19 protein-coding genes are annotated in these 19,357 nt (G+C 69.8%); 6 read left to right on the forward strand and 13 right to left on the reverse strand.

From position 1 onward, the window contains the following. Positions 1–20 precede the first annotated feature (20 nt). The 3 genes from BST28156_RS18365 to BST28156_RS18375 all read right to left on the reverse strand — a co-directional run bounded on the left by BST28156_RS18365 (position 21) and on the right by BST28156_RS18375 (position 3,055). Positions 21–566 carry a hypothetical protein gene (locus BST28156_RS18365; RefSeq protein WP_060238000.1) on the reverse strand — a complete coding sequence of 182 codons (546 nt, stop codon included), beginning with the start codon at positions 564–566 and terminating at the stop codon, positions 21–23. An 81-nt stretch (positions 567–647) separates the two neighbouring features. Then, complete coding sequence (locus BST28156_RS18370) at positions 648–1,022, reverse strand: BON domain-containing protein (protein ID WP_174903000.1); 375 nt, start codon at positions 1,020–1,022, stop codon at positions 648–650. Positions 1,023–1,075: 53 nt separating this feature from the next. Next, positions 1,076–3,055, reverse strand: coding sequence for a hybrid sensor histidine kinase/response regulator (locus tag BST28156_RS18375; protein WP_174903001.1), 1,980 nt, complete (start codon positions 3,053–3,055; stop codon positions 1,076–1,078). A 492-nt stretch (positions 3,056–3,547) separates the two neighbouring features. Between BST28156_RS18375 and BST28156_RS18380 the strand changes: the two genes are divergently transcribed. Continuing rightward, entirely contained in the window at positions 3,548–4,525 is a 978-nt protein-coding gene (locus tag BST28156_RS18380) for a sigma-54 interaction domain-containing protein (protein WP_174903002.1), read from the forward strand. 42 nt (positions 4,526–4,567) lie between these two features. On the opposite strand, the gene BST28156_RS18385 is transcribed toward BST28156_RS18380, so the two are convergent. The 3 genes from BST28156_RS18385 to BST28156_RS18395 all read right to left on the reverse strand — a co-directional run bounded on the left by BST28156_RS18385 (position 4,568) and on the right by BST28156_RS18395 (position 7,715). Beyond that, positions 4,568–6,367, reverse strand: coding sequence for a methyl-accepting chemotaxis protein (locus BST28156_RS18385; protein WP_174903003.1), 1,800 nt, complete (start codon positions 6,365–6,367; stop codon positions 4,568–4,570). A 123-nt stretch (positions 6,368–6,490) separates the two neighbouring features. Then, positions 6,491–7,477, reverse strand: coding sequence for a zinc-dependent alcohol dehydrogenase family protein (locus tag BST28156_RS18390; RefSeq protein WP_174903004.1), 987 nt, complete (start codon positions 7,475–7,477; stop codon positions 6,491–6,493). Then, a complete protein-coding gene (locus BST28156_RS18395; RefSeq protein ID WP_060238018.1) occupies positions 7,458–7,715 on the reverse strand; it encodes a DUF3562 domain-containing protein in 258 nt (85 codons plus the stop codon). The genes BST28156_RS18390 and BST28156_RS18395 overlap by 20 nt, the downstream gene beginning before the upstream one ends. 358 nt (positions 7,716–8,073) lie before the next feature. On the opposite strand from BST28156_RS18395, the gene BST28156_RS18400 reads away from it, so the two are divergent. The 3 genes from BST28156_RS18400 (at position 8,074) to BST28156_RS18410 (ending at position 9,392) form a co-directional block, all read left to right on the forward strand. Next, complete coding sequence (locus BST28156_RS18400) at positions 8,074–8,373, forward strand: c-type cytochrome (protein WP_081077029.1); 300 nt, start codon at positions 8,074–8,076, stop codon at positions 8,371–8,373. Positions 8,374–8,413: 40 nt separating this feature from the next. Next, positions 8,414–8,785 (forward strand): DUF3564 family protein, encoded by a 372-nt coding sequence (locus BST28156_RS18405; RefSeq protein ID WP_174903005.1) that lies wholly within the window; start codon positions 8,414–8,416, stop codon positions 8,783–8,785. Between the two features lie 199 nt (positions 8,786–8,984). Continuing rightward, positions 8,985–9,392, forward strand: a complete 408-nt coding sequence (locus BST28156_RS18410; protein ID WP_174903006.1) for a hypothetical protein — start codon at positions 8,985–8,987, stop codon at positions 9,390–9,392. Positions 9,393–9,816: 424 nt separating this feature from the next. Here the strand turns inward: BST28156_RS18410 and BST28156_RS18415 are convergent, their stop codons facing one another. From BST28156_RS18415 to BST28156_RS18435, 5 genes are all read right to left on the reverse strand, one after another. Next, positions 9,817–10,752: a universal stress protein gene (locus BST28156_RS18415; RefSeq protein ID WP_174903007.1), complete on the reverse strand. Its 936-nt coding sequence runs from the start codon at positions 10,750–10,752 to the stop codon at positions 9,817–9,819. Positions 10,753–10,997: 245 nt separating this feature from the next. Beyond that, positions 10,998–12,380, reverse strand: a complete 1,383-nt coding sequence (locus BST28156_RS18420; protein WP_174903008.1) for an amino acid permease — start codon at positions 12,378–12,380, stop codon at positions 10,998–11,000. 444 nt (positions 12,381–12,824) lie between these two features. Beyond that, positions 12,825–13,850, reverse strand: a complete 1,026-nt coding sequence (locus BST28156_RS18425) for a DedA family protein/thiosulfate sulfurtransferase GlpE (RefSeq protein ID WP_060238033.1) — start codon at positions 13,848–13,850, stop codon at positions 12,825–12,827. Positions 13,851–14,013: 163 nt separating this feature from the next. Then, entirely contained in the window at positions 14,014–14,520 is a 507-nt protein-coding gene (locus tag BST28156_RS18430; RefSeq protein ID WP_174903009.1) for a cupin domain-containing protein, read from the reverse strand. 457 nt (positions 14,521–14,977) lie between these two features. Continuing rightward, a complete protein-coding gene (locus BST28156_RS18435; RefSeq protein WP_060238035.1) occupies positions 14,978–15,445 on the reverse strand; it encodes a universal stress protein in 468 nt (155 codons plus the stop codon). Positions 15,446–15,762: 317 nt separating this feature from the next. On the opposite strand from BST28156_RS18435, the gene BST28156_RS18440 reads away from it, so the two are divergent. Both BST28156_RS18440 and BST28156_RS18445 read left to right on the forward strand, forming a co-directional pair. Then, positions 15,763–17,877 carry a PAS domain-containing sensor histidine kinase gene (locus BST28156_RS18440; protein ID WP_174903010.1) on the forward strand — a complete coding sequence of 705 codons (2,115 nt, stop codon included), beginning with the start codon at positions 15,763–15,765 and terminating at the stop codon, positions 17,875–17,877. Further along, the gene (locus BST28156_RS18445) at positions 17,874–18,521 is read left to right on the forward strand and encodes a response regulator (RefSeq protein ID WP_060238040.1); all 648 of its coding nucleotides are present in this window, start codon (positions 17,874–17,876) and stop codon (positions 18,519–18,521) included. The genes BST28156_RS18440 and BST28156_RS18445 overlap by 4 nt, the downstream gene beginning before the upstream one ends. 61 nt (positions 18,522–18,582) lie before the next feature. Here the strand turns inward: BST28156_RS18445 and BST28156_RS18450 are convergent, their stop codons facing one another. After that, the gene (locus BST28156_RS18450) at positions 18,583–18,984 is read right to left on the reverse strand and encodes a lysozyme inhibitor LprI family protein (RefSeq protein WP_174903011.1); all 402 of its coding nucleotides are present in this window, start codon (positions 18,982–18,984) and stop codon (positions 18,583–18,585) included. Between the two features lie 145 nt (positions 18,985–19,129). After that, positions 19,130–19,357, reverse strand: a 228-nt coding sequence (locus BST28156_RS18455; protein ID WP_217451812.1) for a hypothetical protein, incomplete at its 5' end; no start/stop codon positions are given.

The raw sequence follows: 19,357 nt of genomic DNA on the forward strand, positions 1-19,357 counted from the left end.
CGCGCCGCAGGGCTGCGCCGTCATGCGGGCCGATGCGCGGACGTGAAGAAATCGGTCCACGCGCCGCGCTGCCACGCCCCTTCGACGCGCTCGACCGACAGCGCGCCGCAGGCCAGCAGCGTGCGTTGCGCGAACGTTGCCGTGCGCCGCGTCACGTGCGCGGCCAGCACGACGCCGTTCTCGCATTCGCGCAGCGCGCCGTGCCCTTCCGGCGCGTCGCCGTCCATCCGCCCGAGCGCGCCGCACAATGCGCCGACATAGCCGCCGACCAGCGGCACGCCGACCCACGCGAGCGGCGAATGCAGGCCGCCCAGATACAGCAGCGCGGCCCCGACCACGCCGACGATCGCGCCGACGGCCACGCCCTGCAGCGCGCCGATGCCGCCCGGCCGTGCGGCGGAATCCGCATACGCATCGCCGCCGAGCCAGAACAGCGCATGCTGTCCGGGCGGATTGAGAAAGAAGACCTTCACGTCGTCCCGATGCATGGCATGGCCGCGCAGCTGCTGCGCGCAGCGCTCCGCCTGTTCGAGCGTCGAGAAACGGCCCGCGATGATCGTGTCCATGTCGAACCCTCCTGCCCGGTGCCGCGCAGGACCGCAGGGCGCGCGACGCCCGACCGGTCCGGCGCTGGTCCGCGCATCACGTTACTTCCGGCGTATCTGCAGCCTGTCGCGCACGCCGCGTACGCCGTCGACGTCGTGCACCACGCGGATCGCGGTTGCGCGCTGCCGTTCGTCGGGCACACTGCCCGTCAACTCGGCCACGCGGCCGTGGACCTGCACGTCGATGTCGCCGGACGCGAGGCCGCGCTCCGCGACGAGCGCCGCCCGGACCCGGGAGGCGAGCGTCGCATCGCGAATCTGGCCGCCGACGGCCGACGCCTGGCTCGCGAGCTTCGCACCGGCGCCCTCCTCGGCCGATGCGTGGCGAGGCATGGCGACCCCTGCACACGACAGCATCAGTATGCTCGCGATCGCCGCGACCGGCGCGCGCCTGCGAGTGTTTTCCGTTCGCTTCATCGTGCCTCCTTTGCCGGGCCGCGTGCGCCGCCGGCGCGTTGCGCACCGGCGCATCACCGGCGGGGTCCGGCTCCGTCGCTGCCGTCTTTCGCGCGGTCGGGCGCGACGTCGACGATCACGCTTGCCAGCGTCGGCATGTCGACCGGCTTGCACAGATACGCGTCGAAACCGGCCGCCATCACGCGGTTGCGATCCGCGATGCCCGCGTGCGCGGTGACCGCGACGACCGGCAGGCGTCCGCCGCCGTCCGGCAGATGGCGGATGCGGTCGAGCAGCCAGTAGCCGTCGCCGTCCGGCATCGCGAGATCCGACAGCACGACGGTCGGCGGATCGCGTTCGACCACGTCCAGCGCGTCATGCCCCGACCGCGCGGTCGACACCTTCGCGCCGAGCGTTTCCAGCGCCGCGGCCACGCTCGCGCGCGTCGTCGCATCGTCGTCGACGACGAGCACGCGCTGACGATCGAGCGCGACGGCCGGGAGTTCGCCGCCCGCGCGGGCCGATCGCGCGACGGGATCGTCATGGTCCCAGCCGGCGGGCAGCGTGACCGTGACCGTCGTGCCGTGCCCGATGCCGTCGCTACTTGCCGCCACCGCGCCGCCGTGGAGCTGCGCGATGTTGCGCACGATCGACAGGCCGAGGCCGAGCCCGCGCTGCGGCGACGCGGGCGCATTGCCGGAACGGCTGAACGTATCGAACAGATGCGGCAGGTATTCGGACGCGATGCCTTGCCCGGTGTCGGCCACCGACAATCGCACGGTGGCGCCCGCGCGAGTGAGTCCCACCGTGATGCGTCCGCCCGACGGCGTGAACTTGATCGCGTTCGACAGCAGGTTCGACAGCACCTGCCGCAACCGCTCGGCATCGGCGGAAATCAGGCAGCTCGACATCGCGCATTCGGTGGTCAGCACGACGCCTTGCGCCTGCGCGGTCGCGCCGAGTTCGCGCGTGGCGTCGCGCACGATGCGCACCAGATCGACCGGTACGCGCTCCAGGCGCAGCCTGCCCGTCGCGAGCGACGACGCGTCGAGCAGGTCGGCGACCATGTGCGACAGCGACCGTGCACTGCGGTCGATCGCGTCGACCGCCTGGTGCGCGAAACCCTGGCCGTCGACGCTGCGCAATACCTCGACCCATCCGTAGATCACGTTGAGCGGCGTGCGCAGCTCGTGCGACACCGTCGCCAGCAGTTCGTCCTTCAGCCGGTTCGACGTGTCGGCCTGCTCGCGCGCGTCGCGCGCGCCGCGCAGCGAACGCAGCGAGCGCCGCTCGTCGTGACGGCGTTCGCGCGCTTCGCGCAGCGTCATCGACAGCCCGTCGCAGCGCCCGCTCGCGTCGACGATCGGCGACGCGGAGACGGTCGCGCGAAAGCGCCGGCCGTCGTGCCGCACGCACAGCACGTCGAGCGGCCCGAACGGCGTGCGCACGTCCGCAAACGACGCGGGCGCCGGATGGCGCCGCAGCCAGCGCGGCACGATCAGCGCGGTCACGTCGCGGCCGATCATCGTGTCCGCATCGGCGCCGAAGATGCAGTTCGCGGCGGGGTTCCAGCTCGTGATCCGCCGCTCGACATCGACGCCCACGATCGCGTCGGGCGACGCGTCGACCACGCGGCGCAGCAGCGTGTCGTCCGGCGGCTGCACCGCGGGCGCCGGTTCGTGACGCGCGGCGTGCGCCGCGTCGTCGTCACCGACGTCGTCGTTCGCAAACAGCGGCTTCACGGCCGTCACCAGCACGCATTCGACAAAGCTGATCGCGACGAATGCGCCGGCCTGCGCGAGCAGCACCGACAGCGTCGCGTCGCGCCACCACAGCACGCCGATCACCGCCGCGCTCGCGACGGTCGCGACAAGGCCGCCGACGAACGAGGTCAGCCACGCGGCGGCAGCGACACCGGCATAGAAAGGCAGCGGCGCGAATGGCGCATGCATGCCGACGAGGCGAATCGCCCACGCCTGGAGCGCGGACGCCAGCCCGACGGCGAGCACGACCCATGCGCCCTGCCGGAACAGCTCACGGGTGATGGTCCTCATTGCTTCCTTGCGTCGCACCGGCTCCCAGTACACGGCGGCCTGCCGTCCGGGCAATCCGGCATGCCGTCGGGCGTGCCGGGCGAGCGAACAGCCGCGAGCAAGCGACGTACCCGTCGCGGCCGCGACGCTGGAACCCGGCGGCGGCCGCGACGGTTTCGCACGCCCTGCGCGCCGGCCGGCATCGGCGCGCGGCAGCCGGCCGGCGAATTTCGCCCCGCGCCGGGCCGCAAGCGTGCGACCGATGCCACGCCGAAGCACCTCGTCCGGGCATGCCGTCTGTTTTTTCAGTCGCCGTCTGTAAAAAGGCACCGACGCTCGGTGGACGGAACCGGCGCACCGCGCGACGGATCGATCGACGTGCGCTGTCGCCGTGGCCGCCCACATTGGAAATTTCTATTTCGCGGCACCTTCACGGTCCTTGCACGGTCGACAGTAAATATTGCAACGACTGAACCGCGCGACGCCGATTTTCAAATCGGCCCGCTGATACCGATGAGTGAACCCACCCACCGGCCGAGGCAACGCGCAGACGAACGCCGGCTGTCCGGCCGCTCCGTCGCGATGCGCACGCTGCTCGGCCGTATCGAGAAAATCGCCCCGACCCGCGCCAACGTGATGATTGCCGGCGAAAGCGGGGTCGGCAAGGATATCGTCGCACGCCGGCTGCACGATCTCAGCGCGCGTCGCGACGGCCCGTTCGTGCCGGTCAATTGCGGCGCGATTCCGCCCGACATCGCGGAATCGCATCTGTTCGGCCACGAAAAAGGCAGTTTCACGGGCGCGGTCGCGCAGCACACGGGCCTCTTCGAGGCGGCCCGCGGCGGCACGCTGCTGCTCGACGAGATCGCCGAAATGCCGGCCGCGCTGCAGGTGAAGCTGCTGCGCGCGATCGAATCGAATGCGATCGTCCGCGTCGGCGGCACCGAGTCGATTCCGCTCGACGTGCGCATCGTGTCGGCGACGCGCCACAATCCGGCCGAAGCCGTGCGCGACGGCCGGCTGCGCGAAGACCTGTTCTACCGGCTCGCGGTCTTCGCGCTGTATGTGCCGCCGCTGCGGCAGCGCGACGCCGATGTCGAGACGATCGCGCACGAATTCGTCGCGACGCTCAATGCGCGGCACCGCTCGCACAAGCGGCTGACCGACGCGGCGATCGCCGCGCTGCGCGCATACTCGTGGCCGGGCAACGTGCGCGAACTGCACAACACGATCGAGCGCGCGTACATCCTTGCGGACGATGGGATCGACGTCGCGCTGCCGAAGCAGCCGCTGCCGCCGGACCTGACGCGCGACGACGCGATGTCGCTGCCGCTCGGCGCGACGCTGCACCATGCGCAGCAACGCTTCATCGCGGCCACGCTGCGCCACTTCGACGGCAACAAGCCGCGCGCCGCGAAGGCGCTCGGGATCAGCCTGAAGACGCTGTACAACCGGCTCGCGCTGATGCGCGGCGACACCGGCCGCTCCTGATCCTGAGCCAACGCGCCGCGCGCGGCCGGCATGCGGGCCGCGTCACGCGACCTTGAACTGCCCGACCGTCGATGCGAGCGCATTCGCCTGCGTCTGCAGCGCGGACGCCGCCGCGGTCGACTGTTCGACGAGTGCCGCGTTCTGCTGCACCATCTCGTCGAGCTGCGTGACCGCGCGATTCACTTCCTGGATGCCGCGCGTCTGCTCGTTCGCCGCATGCGTGATCTCGGAGATGATGGTCGTCACGTTCGTCACGTTCGACACGATCTCGCGCATCGTCTCGCCGGCCTGACGCACCTGTCCCGACCCCGCCGACACGCTCTCGACCGTCGACTCGACCAGCACCTTCACCTCGCGCGCGGCCTGCGCGCTGCGCTGCGCGAGACTGCGGACTTCCTGCGCGACCACCGCGAAGCCGCGGCCCTGCTCGCCGGCGCGCGCGGCTTCGACGGCCGCGTTCAGCGCGAGGATATTGGTCTGGAACGCGATACCGTCGATCACGCCGATGATGTCGCCGATCCGGCCCGACGCTTCCTCGATCTTCGCCATCGTCGCGACGACGTCCGACACCACTGCGCCGCCGTGCGACGCGATCCGCGACGCAGCCGCCGCGCGCTCGTCGGCCTGCCCAGCCGCGGCCGCCGACTGGCCGACCGTCGCGGTGATCTCCTCCATCGACGCGGCCGTTTCCTCGAGGCTCGCGGCGGCCGATTCGGTGCGCGACGACAGGTCGACGTTGCCGGCCGCGATTTCGTTCGCGGCCGTGCGCACCGATTCGCTCGCGTCGCGGATCTGGCGCATCACGTCGTTCAGCTTGTCGACGAAACTGTTGAACGAGCGTGCGATGTCGGCTACTTCGTCGCGGCCTTCGGCCGGCAGGCGCTGCGTGAGATCGCCCGCGCCCGAGCCGATCGCGGCCATCGCCTGGCGCACCTGCGACAGGCGGCGGAACGCGGTCGCCGTGATCGCGCCGACGATCAGCGACGCGACGCCGACGATCACGATCATCGTGATCAGCGACGCGGTCAGCAGCGAGCGCATCCCGGCCGTCGCGTCCGACTTGTCGAGCGCGACCAGCGCGTACCAGTCGGTGCCCGGCACCGGCTGCGCGCGCACCAGCTTCGCGTCGCCGCCGACGTGCACCTCGACCGGCGCGCTCGCGCCCGCCAGCGACGCGGGGCTGATGCCGCCGAGTTCCGGCGACACGTCGGCGACCGGCTTCAGCGTGAGCTTGGCATCCGGGTGCGCGACCACGTGGCCGCTGCTGTCGATCAACATCCCGAAGCTGGCCGGCGTCGGGTGGATCGACTTCACGTTCGCGATCACGCTGTCCATCGCGACGTCCGCGGCCACCACGCCCTTCAGCGCGCCGTCGCGCAGGATCGGCACCGCGAACGTGACCACCAGGTTGCCCGTGCCGGCGTCGACGTACGGCGGCGTGACCACCGGCTTGCCGGCCTGCGCGGCCTGCCGGTACCACGGGCGGCCGGTCGGATCGTAGTCGGCCGGAATGCCGGTCGGATCGGAGAAATGGAACACCTTGTCCGCGTAGCCGGCGTAGACGTTCGTGAAGCCGCCGGCCGCCGCCATCTGCTTGAACACCGGCAGCGGATCGGGCGACAACGCGGCGTCCTGCAGCGACGCGACCATCCGGCTCTTGGTCGCGACCCAGTCCGCGATCCCGACCACGTGGCCGCTCGCGACCGAGGTCAGGTTCCGGTCGATCGCGTCGTCGTTGTACGAGCGCGCGATGAAATAGTTGATCAGCGTGGTGGCGACGAGCGCAAAGACGACGATGGCGACGCACGCGGCGAGGATGCGTGCGCGGATGGACGAGAACATGGCAACGACTCGGTAAGGGAGCGTGAGCGCCCGGTGGACGGATTCACCGGGTAAACGGCAGCGCCGTCATTTACTTGAGGGTCGTGCCAATAAATCGACGAACCGCGCGAAGCGGCGCGTCCGTCACCGCATCGTCAGCACCGCCGCGCCCGACAGGCGGCCGGCGCGCAGGTCGTCGAGCGCGCGATTCGCGTCCGCGAGCGCGTAGCGCGTCGCCTCGATCTCGAGCGGGATCCGGCCGGCGAGCGCCATGAACGCTTCGCCGTCCGCGCGCGTCAGGTTCGCGACCGACAGCAGCCGGCGCTCTTCCCACAACAGTGCATACGGAAACGACGGGATGTCCGACATGTGGATGCCGCCGCATACGACGCTGCCGCCCTTCACGACCGCCGCCAGCGCGAGCGGCACCAGCGCGCCGACCGGCGCGAAGATCAGCGCGGCGTCCAGCGGTTCGGGCGCCGGCTGGTCGCTGCCGCCGGCCCAGTTGGCGCCGAGCCGCAGCGCCAGCTGTTGCGCGGCCGTATCGCCCGGTCGCGTGAACGCGTGGACATGGCGCCCTTCGTGCCGCGCGACCTGCGCGACGATATGCGCGGCCGCGCCGAAGCCGTACAGACCGATCCGCTGCGCGTTGCCTGCCAGCGTCAGCGTGCGGTAGCCGATCAGCCCCGCGCACAGCAGCGGCGCCGCGTGCACGTCGTCATAGCCCGGCGGCACGCGCAGGCAATAGCTGGCGTCGGCGACCGTGCGCTCCGCATAACCGCCGTCGATCGTATAACCGGTGAAGCCCGGCGCGTCGCACAGGTTCTCGCGGCCCGCCGCGCAAAACGCGCAGCGCCCGCAGGTATGGCCGAGCCACGGCACGCCGACGCGCTCGCCGAGCGCGAATCCGTGCACGCCATCGCCGAGCGCGGCGACGGTGCCGACGATTTCGTGCCCGGGAATCACCGGGCGTTTCGGTTCGGTCAGATCGCCGTCGACCACATGCAGGTCGGTGCGGCATACGCCGCACGCATGCACGTCGATCAGGATCTGGCCCTGACGGGGCGACGGATCGGGCAGTTCGCGCAGCGTCAGCGCCGGCGAGCGCCCGTCATAGACCTGCGCTCGCACGGGAACCGGATTCGTCCGGTCGCGAGGCGCCCGGCGATGGGTCGCGGTCGGCCTCGGCCTGCTGCCGCATCCGGTCGCGCAGATGCCGGATCGCGAACACGTGGATGTAATCGTGCACGCGTGCGCCGTCCGACAGCACGCGTACTTCGTCGTCGAGCATCGCGCGCAGCTGTTCCGCGCCGATCTCGCGCCGTTCGGCGACTTCCTTCAGTGAATCGAGCAAATTGTCCTGTGCCATCGACGGACTCCTGACGGTCGAAGTAACGAAACGGGACTGCAACTGGAAGCTTAACGCGTTGGACGAGATGCGGCAGGCGGTGCGCCGCTGCCTGTTTGAGTGACATCAACGAGAGACGGCGCGATGCCGACCCCGGCCCGCTGACGGGCGGATTGCACTGGGTTCGCGGCGGGAGCCGCACGCGAACGATACCGGCATGTCGCGCCACCCCGGGGCGCGCCGCGGCCGCGATGCACGGGCTTGATGCGTGTCAACGGACCTGCGTAACGCGCAACTTAGACTGGTCGAAATGACTCGTCAAGGGACGCGCCTCGTGAATCGCCCGCTCTGGAATGCTGCCGCGTGCGCGGCCGTCGCGCTGGTGTGCGTCGCACGGCCCGCGGCGGCCGAACGGATCGCCGAACCGACCGAGCTCGTGGATCGGCAGCACTGCATGTTCTGTCACACGCCCGATCGCGCGTTTCTTGCGCCGGCCTTTCACGACATCGCCGGCCGCTACCGCGACGTTCCCGGCGCGCGGGCGATGCTTGTCGACAAGCTGCGGCACGGCGGCACCGCGCATTGGGGCGACCAGGAGATGCCGCTCGCGCCCGAGCGCGGCGGACCGCTGTCCGACGAAGATGCGCAGCGGCTCGTCGACTGGGTCATGTCCCAATAACCGTCGCGCCGCGCAACGCCGTTCCCGTCCGGAGTCCGCCATGCGTCTTACCGTTCATCTCGACACCTTTGGCCACGACACGCCGTCCGCCTACGCAATCGTCTGGCTCGATACCGGCGAGCGCAAATGGTCGTGCGAAGGCCATGCGGACATGCGCCTTCCCGGCTGGGGCGTGCTGAGCACCGCCGGCCGCGACGTGCGGCTCGCGGCGCCCGACGCCGGTCATCCGCTGTTCGTGCTGGCCGGTTTCCTCGAGGCCGACGGCACGCCGCCCGCGACCGGCGCGGCGGGCGAAGCCCGCTGGTGCCGGCATGCGCACCATGCGCCGACGGTCGGGCGCTGGCACCTGCAGTGCGTCGACAAAACCGCGGTCGACGCCGAGCACCGGCTGTTCGCCGACGACGAAAGCTGACGGACGGCGGGACTTCGGCCGGCGCGCGTGTCAGCGGATTCCGATACGCGCGCGCCATTTCCGACAGCGACTTCAGCATGCGCCGATTGGCAGCGTCCAATCCGCAGACGATACTTCTCCCATGAACACAACGTTCATGCCGGGTCATCGCCCAGCCGGCCGTCGAGCCGGCATGCGGGTCTGGCGCAGGAGACCAGCCATGTCACATCGCCTCTTCCCGAACCGGGACGGGCAGCGGCGCGCGTCGGGCAACGCGCGCGCCCTGCCCGCATGGCGGGCGGCCCCGGATATCCGGCCGCCCGACGATCTCGACACCTTGCTCGCGCTGGCGCGCGAGTCCGGGCTGCTCGTCACGCTGGACGGGCAGATCGGCCGCGAGAAATACCAGAGCATCGCGGGCCCGGTGCGCGCGCTGCAACGCTTCGCCGCCGCACTGTGCGCGCGGGTCGATGCCGACACGCGCGCGGCTTCCCGGCCCCGGCACAAGGTGCGCCCCGGCTGGCCGCGTCAGCGTGGCCGCGGAGGCGCATGGCCGGTGCGGCACCGCGTGCGTGCGCGACGGAGTGCATGTCGACGGCACGTCGTGCCGGCGCGTCGCGCTGCATGAACACCTCGACGCGAAACGACTTCGACTGTGTCGCGCGATCGCGCGCTCGCTGAAGCGACCACGCCCGCGCGAATTCGATTCTTCACTCGAAACGAAAGGACCGCGACGCACATCGGGACCGGAAACCGGACGGGGTGCGATGCCCCCGTCCGTCTTCCAAGGCCGCCTGTCGGCAGCCTACCCTCGTGCCAGAGAGTTCCGGGTCGGGCGACGGCCCGTGCGATGCAGGCCGTCGCCGAAAAACGGTGTCGATGCCGACGCGTGCCGGGCGTCCTGCATCGAGGACGGCGCTTCACGCGGCGCACCTGCAAGCCTGCGCAGGCTCGCAATAGACCGACCATTGCGCCGAATGGTTCACCACTGTCTCACGCACTTCGCGCGCCGTCTCTGACGCAAATCAAGTCGCCGCGGCTTTTTCGGTCGATCATTCTCCGCCGCGCACGAGCAGCACCGGCACCTGCGCGAGATGCGCGACGCGACGCGCGACGCTGCCGATCAGCCACGCGGCGATTCCGCGCCGGCCGTGCGTGCCGACGACCAGCAATTCCGCATGCCAGTGCACCGCGTCGCGCATCAGCGCATGCGCGACGTCGTCGCTGGTCGGCCGGGTTTCGATGATCCCGCGCTTGGTCGGGTTCCCCGTCGCATGAAACAGCGGCCCGATGCGGGCCAGCGCATCCTCGCCCTCCGCGCGGTACGCGTCCTCGAGCGCACGCACCGGGACGATGTCCGTCAGACGAACCGCGCGATCGACGACGTACGCGCCGTACAGCAGCGTGGTCGGCGCGGCGAAGCCGAGCCCGACGCGGACCGCATGCAGCGACGGCTCGCTGCCGTCGACCGCGAACATCAGCCGCTGCAGCGGCCCGTCCGACTGACGCGCATAGGACGCCGGCACGATCAGCAGCGCGCAATGCGCGCGCGTCGTCAGCGTGTCCGACATCGCGCCTTCGACGAGCCGCAGCAAACCGTGGTGCGGATTCGCGCCGACCACCAGCACGTCGGCGCGCCACGCCGACGTGTCGTTCGCGAGCGCGTCGGCCACCGTGCCGCCCGTGACCGACGTATCGATCACAACCTGCTCGACATCCACGCCGCTTTTGGCGAACAACGCGGCGATGCGCTCGAGCGTCGCCTGCGCGTCGCGCGTCATCTCGTCGCGCGCGGACGTGAGCAGCGCGTCGATGCGCGGGATGTCGGGCAGCACGAGGCGCGGATTGTCGATCGCGCAGACGATGCGCAACTGCATGCCGGGACGCAGCAGCGTGCGCGCATAGCGCGCGGCGGACAGCGATTCGGGCGTCTGGTCGACGGCGAGCGCGATTCGTGCGAGTGGCGGGATGGACCGGGCGGGCTGCATGGCGAAGGCCTCCGTGCGTGCGCGTCGTCGCGGAACGACGACGGGAGCTTCGCGCGGCAGCCGCGGCGCGCGACGGCCAATGGCGGCCGGCGCGGGCGGGAATCGGCGGTTGGCCACGCGAAGCGCGGACCAGCGATAGAGACAGCATAAAGCGTCCGGTCCGCGCGTGCATGACCGGCATCAATGCACGCGCAGGCCGCGGCAGGCCGCGCGCGCATCCGATGCGGCGCGCGGGCGACGCCGGATCAGGACTTCGTCGGCAGCGACGCGGCCGGGCAGTTCGCGTAGAACACCGCATACGCGATACCGAGCAGCACGATCCACACCGGGCCGATCACGAGCGCGACGCGCGTGTCGGGCGTAAAGGCCATCAGCACGACGACGAACGCGAGAAACCCGAGCGCGACGTACGAACCCAGCGGATAGAACGGCACGCGAATCGCCAGGCGCGCGACCTTGTCGGCCGACAGCGTGCGGCGGAAGCGCATCTGCGCGATCAGGATCACGCACCACGTCCAGATCGCGCCGAACGTCGACACCGACGTCAGCCACACGAACACGTGCTGCGGCGCGAGATAGTTGAGCAGCACGCCGATCAGCAGCAGCGCGACCGACACGACCACGCCGTACACCGGCACGCCGTTGCGGTTGACGCGGCCAAGCAGGCGCGGCGCCTGCCCTTGCTGCGCGAGGTTGTAGAGCATCCGCGCGGTACTGAACAGGCCGCTGTTGCACGACGACAGCGCCGCGGTCAGCACGACGAAGTTGATGATGCCGGCGGCGGCCGGAATGCCGAGCCGCGAGAACGTCATCACGAACGGGCTGCCCTGCGTGCCGATCTGGTCCCACGGATAGATCGACATGATCACGAACAGTGCGCCGATGTAGAAGATCAGCACGCGCCAGAACACCGAGTTCACGGCCTTCGTCAGCGACTTCTCGGGATTGCGTGCCTCGCCGGCCGTGAGGCCGAGCATCTCGACGCCGAGATACGCGAACATCACGATCGGCAGCGCGCCGATCACGCCGCCGAAGCCGTACGGCATGAAGCCGCCGTGCGCCCACAGGTTCGAGATGCCGGTCGCGATGCCGCCGTTGCCGATGCCGAACGCGATCATCAGCCCGCCGCCGACGATCATCAGCACGATCGTGACGATCTTGATCAGCGCGAACCAGAACTCGAATTCGCCGTACAGCTTGACCGCGATGAAGTTCACCGCGCCCATCGCGGTGAGTGCGGCGAGCGCCCAGATCCAGTTCGGCACGCCGGGGAACCACATGTGCATGTAGACGCCGACCGCCGTGATCTCCGCCATGCAGGTGACGATCCACACGAACCAGTAGGTCCAGCCGGTCAGGTAGCCCGCGAGCGGGCCGAGATAGTCGCGTGCATAGCGGCTGAACGCGCCCGCGACGGGGTTGGTGATCGCCATCTCGCCGAGTGCGCGCATGATCAGGAAAATCACGATGCCGCCCAGCAGATAGGTCAGCAGGATGGCCGGGCCGGCGGTGCGGATCGCGGTGGCCGAGCCGAGGAACAGGCCGACGCCGATCGTCGCGCCGAGCGCCATCAGGTTGATGTGTCGTTCTTCCAGCCCGCGGTGCAGCTGGTCTTGCTGGTGTTTCAAGTCCGTCTCCTGGCAGCCGCGCACGGGCCGCCGTCATTGTGTGAAGTCAATGCGCGACCGTTCATGCCGATAACGGCAACCGAAAACGAAAAATACCCCGCCGCCGTTTTCCGGATGGAAAACGACACGGATATTGCGTCAATCCGACTGGAATCGCCGCCGATTATCGGCAGGTTCCGGAACAATCCGAAAAAACCGGATCGGGCCTTTCACGGAATACGGCCGAGCGGCCCGTGCGACGCGGCTGTGCGCGTGGCGAGCGGCAACGGGGACCTTCGTTTTCGGCGTGAACGAACGCGCGTCAAAGGTGCGCATTCAAGCGCACGCAATATGCAGGCGCGATTATAGGAAAGATCGGCGGTTTCACGCCAGCCGATTTTCTCGGAAATGACGATTCGGGGAAATTGAAGGCGGAATTCGAATGTTCGCGAGGTAATGCGGGCGTTATTTCGACAACGTCGCGCGAACCGTATATTCGCCCTCGAGCGCGCCATGATCGGGCCGCACGAAATACCGCGACGCATCGAGATCGGCCGGCAGCGGCTCGACCGGGTAGCCGTGCTTCTCCCATGCATCGAGGCCGCCCTTCAGCGCCTTGATGTTGTGGAGCATCTTCTTGCGCTGCATCTTCGCGATGATGCGCTTGGCCGTCGCCTCGTTCGGGCACACGCAGTAGACGACGATCGGCCGTTTCAGCACTTCCGGATCGAGCAGGTCCGGCGAATCGAGATCGACCGGCACCGCGCCGGCGATCCGGTACGGCTCACGCTCGCGGATCGCTTTCGGCCGCGCGTCGAAGATCAGCGGCGGCTCGGCCGACGTCATCATCTCGACGAGCTGCGGCGGCGAGATGCGCACCTGCGCGAGATAGCGGCGGAACTGGATGCGGCGCACCCAGCGGTACAGCAGGAACGTGATGAAGATCGCGAGGAACGCGTCGAGGATCGTGCCGCCGCTCGCGCGCACCCACAGCACGAACTGCACGATCTGGTCGTGGACCGCCGCGCCGCCGATCAGCCAGAACGCGGCCCACAGCGATGCGCCGGCCAGGTCCCAGATCAGGAACACGCCGACGCCGATCGCGGTCGTGCCGAGCAGCGGCGCCGACACGAGGCCGAGACCCGGCAGGAATTTGGAGAGCACCAGCAGCGGCGCGCCGTATCTTTCGAATACGTTACGCGCGAAGCGCAGCGTCGTGTCGAGCGACAGCGAGAAGCGCACGAGCCCGTTCAGCAGGCGCCGGCCGCGCGTGCGGCCCATGAAGAACCACAGCGAATCGGCCAGCATCGTCGCGCCGATCGCCGCCGCGAACATGCTGGTCCACGACGCCTGCCCCATCGCCGCCATCGTCCCGCCGAGGATCAGCATCGGCACGGCCGGCACCGGCACGCCGAGCTGCGTGATCAGCACGCTCGCGAACACGGCCCACGGGCCGAGCGACGACGGAATTGCAATGGGAAAGTGCCACACGAAGGCGCTCCTGGAAAGCCACGCGGGCCGGACGACGGCAGCGGCCGTCGTCCGGCTGTGCAGCGGCTGTCGCAGCCTCGCCCCAGCCGCCACTGCATGACGGGCATTCTAAACGGGTTTGGCAGACGTCGCGCGGAACGCATGCGGTCCGCGCAGCCGGATTTCACGCGCGCGGGCGCTGCGCGAGCCGCGCGACATGCTCCGCATAATCGGGGAATGCGGCGGCCAGCGCCGCCGCATCCGCCAGCTCGAACTCCGCGAACTCGAACCCGGGCGCGACCGTGCAGCCCACCAGCGCGACATGGTCGGGCGACGCGCAGCGCGCGCCGAACCAGCGTCCGGCCGGCACGACCGCCTGGAACACGGTGCCCGGATGCGTGAGCGGATTGCCGAGCCGGTGGATCGTCAACCCGTCGCGCTCGTCGAGCACCCACACCTCGAGCGGATCGCCCGCATAGAAATGCCAGACCTCGTCCGAGCGGATCCGGTGCCACGACGAATAGGCGCCGTCGCACAGCAGATAGTAGATCGCGGTCGACGCGGCGCGCGGCGCGCCGTCGGCCGGACGCACGACGGCGTCGGTCGCGCGGTAGGTTTCACGGAAGTAGCCGCCTTCGGGGTGCGGCTGCAGATCGAACCGACGGATCAGGTCGGCGGCGGAAATCGACATGGCGAAGTATCGGTGACGTGAGGGGCCGGGCATGCGGCATACGGCGGTGCCGCCGCCGAAGCGGCCGGTATGCCGAATGCCGCCGCGTCGATCGTCGCGGCCATGCGCGCGGCGATCGTGCCGCATCCGGAAGCGGGACGCGACGATGAAGCGGATGCCCGTCGATGCTGCCAGAAGTGCGTGTCGGGATGCAACCGCGTGTGCGCGACAGCGCGGATCTTCCGGCGCATCCGCTCAATTGCGCGGACGACGTCTCGTGCATGTCCCGCTCACACCGCGCCCTGTGGCGAAGGCGTGACTGCTGCCCGGCCTGCGCGTCGCACGTCCCGCCGGCCAAGCGGCCCCCGCACCGCGCATCGATCGACGCGCGATCCGCCGCGTCAGTCACGCGGGCCTTCGTCACGCCGACCGCATCTTCTTCCGCGATCGTTCGAACGCCCGCGCCGCATACCACCCGTCACGCGCGCGCCACCGCCGGCTCGTCGTGCCGCACCAGCAACACGGGTCGATCGGCCGCGCGCAGCAGCGATTCCGCGACGCTGCCGAGCAGCAGCCGGCGCAAGCCGTGCCGTCCGCTGGTGCCCATCACGATCAGGTCGGCATCGGCTTCGGCCGCCGTGCGCATCAGCACGGTCGCGACGTCCTCGCCGTACGCGTCGAGCGCGCGCACAGTGCCGGCCACGCGTTGTTCCGCCAGCACCGCTTTCGCGCCGTCGAGCACGGATGTCGCGACATCGGCGGCCGACGCGCCGTTGTCCCCGGCCTCCGTGAAGCCGGCGCCAACGTCGACGAGTTGCGCGCGGTGCTCGACCACATACGCACAGGTAACGGTGCCGCCGGACGCGGCCGCGATCCGGATCGCCTCGTTCAGCGCGAGACGCGCGCTCGCGCTGCCGTCGAGCGCAACGAAAATCCGCTTGTACATGTCCGTCCCTCCGACCGGGCCGCCCGCACATCGTGCCGCGGCGCCCCGCATCCGCGAGCCGGCCCCTTGCCGGCCCGCCTGCCGAACAGTCTGCCTCACGCGCCGACACGCCGGTTGATGCGCGTCAAGCGCAGCCGGCGCCCCCGCCCGTCGCACCGGCCACTGCATTTTTAGCCGACCCTATTACCAAAACCGTATAAAACGCGCACAATTTCATCTTGAAAAAGAGATGTCGCGCACCCCGGGCGCAGCCCTCGCCCGGTCAGGTTGCGCCGCCGACGTGCCCGCGGCGGCGCCGACAACAGAATGGCCATCGAATGACCGCCAATGGAACCCCGACCCGTGGCGCCCGAGGGCCCACGCGCTTTCCGACCATGTTACGCCAGCCGCTCGCGGCCGGCGTCGTGACGCTGTTCGTCGGCGCAGCGCTGTCGCTCGGCGTCGCGCTGCTGGTGCGCGAGCAATGGCAGAGCGCCGTCCACGCCCGCTTCGAACGTCGCACGGCGCGCGTGACGGCGATGCTGCGCCACGAACTTCAGTCCGGTGTCGCCGTGCTCGAAAGCGCCCGCGGCGCATTCGGCCTCGTACCGCAGATGACGTCCGGACAGTGGGACCGGTACGCAGAAACGCTCGACCTCGACAGCAGCCGTTCGCCGGTTCGACAGCTCGGCTATGCGCCGCTGCCTGCCGCGACGCGCAGCGCGCTTGCCGGCACGACGCCGCTGCCTGCCGGTCCGCTCGCGGCCGCGACGCTCAGCGCGCCGGCGTCGGCCGCGCCCGTCGTGCGCTTCGGCGCGTCCGACGCCGCGCCGCTCGCCCGCGCGCTGCAGACGGGCGAAGTCGCGCTCGGCGTGCATCCGGCCGACGACGACGTATCGCACGACGCGCGCACGCTCACGCTGTTCCTGCCCGCGACGGCTTCGCTGCACGCGGCGAGCGCCGCGTCGTCCGCGCACGACGGCGGCGCCGACGGCATGCTGTTCGCGGCGCTGAGCCCGCGCCGGCTGATCGAGCGGGCCCTCGACGCGGAGCGCGGCCTCGACCTCACGATGCAGGCGGACGGCGATCAGCGGCCGATCGCCAGTGCGGAGACGACGACCGACGTAGCGTCGATGTCGCCCGACCTGATGCGGCGCACCGAAGTGCTGAATTTCGGCGGCACCGCGCTGACGCTCGCCTATTCCGCGGACGGACGGCCGAGCGCGACCGGCGCGCAGCGCGCAGCCGGCACGGTGCTCGGCGCCGGGCTGCTCGCGTCGTTCGCGTTCGCGGCGCTGATGTACGCGCTGGTGCGCGGCCGGCTCGCGGCGGCGGCCGATGCGGGCGCGAGCAGCCGCGGCATCCTGAACGAGGCGCGGATGATGGGCATCATCCGCTCGTCGATGGAAGCGATCATCACGATCGACGAGAAGCAGACGGTCGTGATCTTCAACCCGATGGCCGAACAGGTCTTCGGCGTGTCCGCGATGGAAGCGATCGGCGCGCCGCTGTCTCGCTTCATCCCCGAGCGGTTTCGTGCCGCGCATGCGAAGCATGTCGACCAGTTCGGCGTGACGGGCGTGTCCGAGCGGCAGATGGGCCGCCAGCGCGTGCTGTTCGGGCTGCGCGGCAACGGCGAGGAATTCCCGATCGAGGCATCGATCTCGCAGATCCGCGACGCGTCGGGCAAGCTCTACACGGTGATGCTGCGCGACATCACCGAGCGGCTGCGCGCCGAAAATGCGGTGAAGCAGTCGCGCGAGGAACTGCGCGAGCTGTCCGCGAATTTGCAGAAAGTGCGCGAAGAGGAAAAGACGCGCATCGCGCGCGAACTGCACGACGATCTCGGCCAGCAGCTCACCGCGCTGAAGATGGATCTGTCGGTCGTCGAGCAGCAGTTGCGCGCGCCGGGTCGCGCACAGCCCGACGACGCCGTGCTCGCGCACCTGCAGGGCATGCGGCGCCTGATCGACGCGACCGTCGCGTCGGTGCGGCGCATCGCGGCGGACCTGCGGCCGGTCATGCTCGACGACCTCGGCCTGGTGCCCGCGATCGAATGGCTCGCGAACGACTTCACGAACCGCTACGGCATCGATGTCGAGCGCCATATCGAGACGGGCGGCATCACGTTCACCAGCACGGGCGCGACCACGCTGTTCCGCATCGTGCAGGAGGCGCTGACGAATGTCGCGCGTCATGCGGATGCGACGCGGGTCGCGCTGCGGCTCGACGTCGAGGAAGGCTTCTGCGTGCTGCGCGTCGCGGACAACGGCCGCGGTGCGCCGCCCGGCGGCCCGGCGCACGAAGACAAATCGTTCGGCCTGATCGGCATTCGCGAGCGCGCGCACATGCTCGGCGGCAGCGTGACGATCGACACCGCGCTCGCGCGCGGCTTCTCGATCACCGTCGCATTTCCGCTCAGCACCGTTCAACAGGAAACCCTCATCACATGATCAAGGTGCTCATCGCCGACGACCATACGCTCGTGCGCGACGGTCTGCGGCACATCCTCCAGAACGCGACCGGCTTCGAGGTTGCCGGCGAAGCGTGCGACGGCCCGTCGACGATCGCGCTGGTGCGCGCGACGCCCGCGCAGGTGCTGGTGCTCGACCTGTCGATGCCGGGCCGCAACGGCGTCGAGCTGATCAAGCAGATCAAGGACGAGAAGCCCGCGCTGCGCGTGCTCGTGCTGACGATGCACGCGGAGCAGCAATACGCGGTGCGTGCGTTTCGCGCAGGCGCGTCAGGCTATCTGACGAAGGAAAGCGCCAGCGCCGAGCTGGTCGGCGCGGTGACGAAGGTCGCGTCGGGCGGCGTCTACGTGAGCCTAGCGATGGCCGAGCAGTTCGCGCAGAGCCTGAACGAGCCGGCCGAGACGCTGCCGCATCAGCGCCTGTCGGATCGCGAATTCGACGTGTTCCGGCGCATCGCCGCCGGACAGACGCTGACCGAGATCGCGCAGGCGCTGTGCGTGAGCGCGAAGACGGTCAGCACGTACAAGACGCGCATCCTCGAAAAGATGCAGATGCCGCACGAAGCCGCGCTGGTGCGCTACGCGCTGCGGCACAAGCTGCTGGACGAGACGGACGACGTGTAATGGCGACGTTTAACGGACGACATGCTGCGGCCGGCACCGGCCGCAGCGGGCAGCGAAGACGTTATTTCGCGGGCACCGGACACGCGAGGTCGCCGTCCTCGCAGGACAGATAGGCCTTCAGGGTTTCGGTCCGTTCTTTGGTCAGGTCGTCGAGGCACGTCGACACGACCATCTGATAGCCGCTACCGCCCTCCGCGTTGGCGCTGGAGAACTGGCATTCGGCATCGCGATACGCGATCCACGCGCGCTGCGCGGCCACGAGTTTCTCGTCGAGCGGACGGGTGTCCCGCAGACGCGCGGTCACGGCCTGGTAGGTCCGGTTCAGTACCGCGTCGGACTGCCGGTACGCGCGCTCGGCGCACGCCGTCATCGACGCCTGGTCCGACGCATTCGCGCAATTCGCCTGCGCATGGGCGTTCGCCGCCAGCACGAGCGCGCACAGCAGACCGGTCAAGACACGCATGGATGCTCCTTTGTTGTTGATTGAAGTCGTGGAACCCGGTGCCGGACTGGCCGTCCTGCCGCGCCTCGGAGCACGGCGCCGCGGGCACTGCCGACGCGCGCGAACGCGTGCCGGCCGCCGTCCCGCTGCGTCACCGACCGCGATGCTAGCGCACGCGCGTGCCGTTGTCAGCCGGCGCCATGCGATGCGCGATCGGTCGGCAAAATGCAAAAAACCCGCACGCGAATCCGGGTGCGGGTTGGGCTCGACTGGCCTGGATGGCGGCCGCGCAGGCCGCCCGGCCAAAGTGCGGGCTTAGAAGCTCTAACACAATGAGTTTTGCAGCTGTCGCCAGCAGATGATGCAAGCGGCGATTTTCATGAACGCCTCGTGT

The sequence above is a fragment of the Burkholderia pseudomultivorans genome (genome assembly GCF_902499075.1).
In the GTDB taxonomy this organism is placed as follows: Bacteria; Pseudomonadota; Gammaproteobacteria; order Burkholderiales; family Burkholderiaceae; genus Burkholderia; species Burkholderia pseudomultivorans.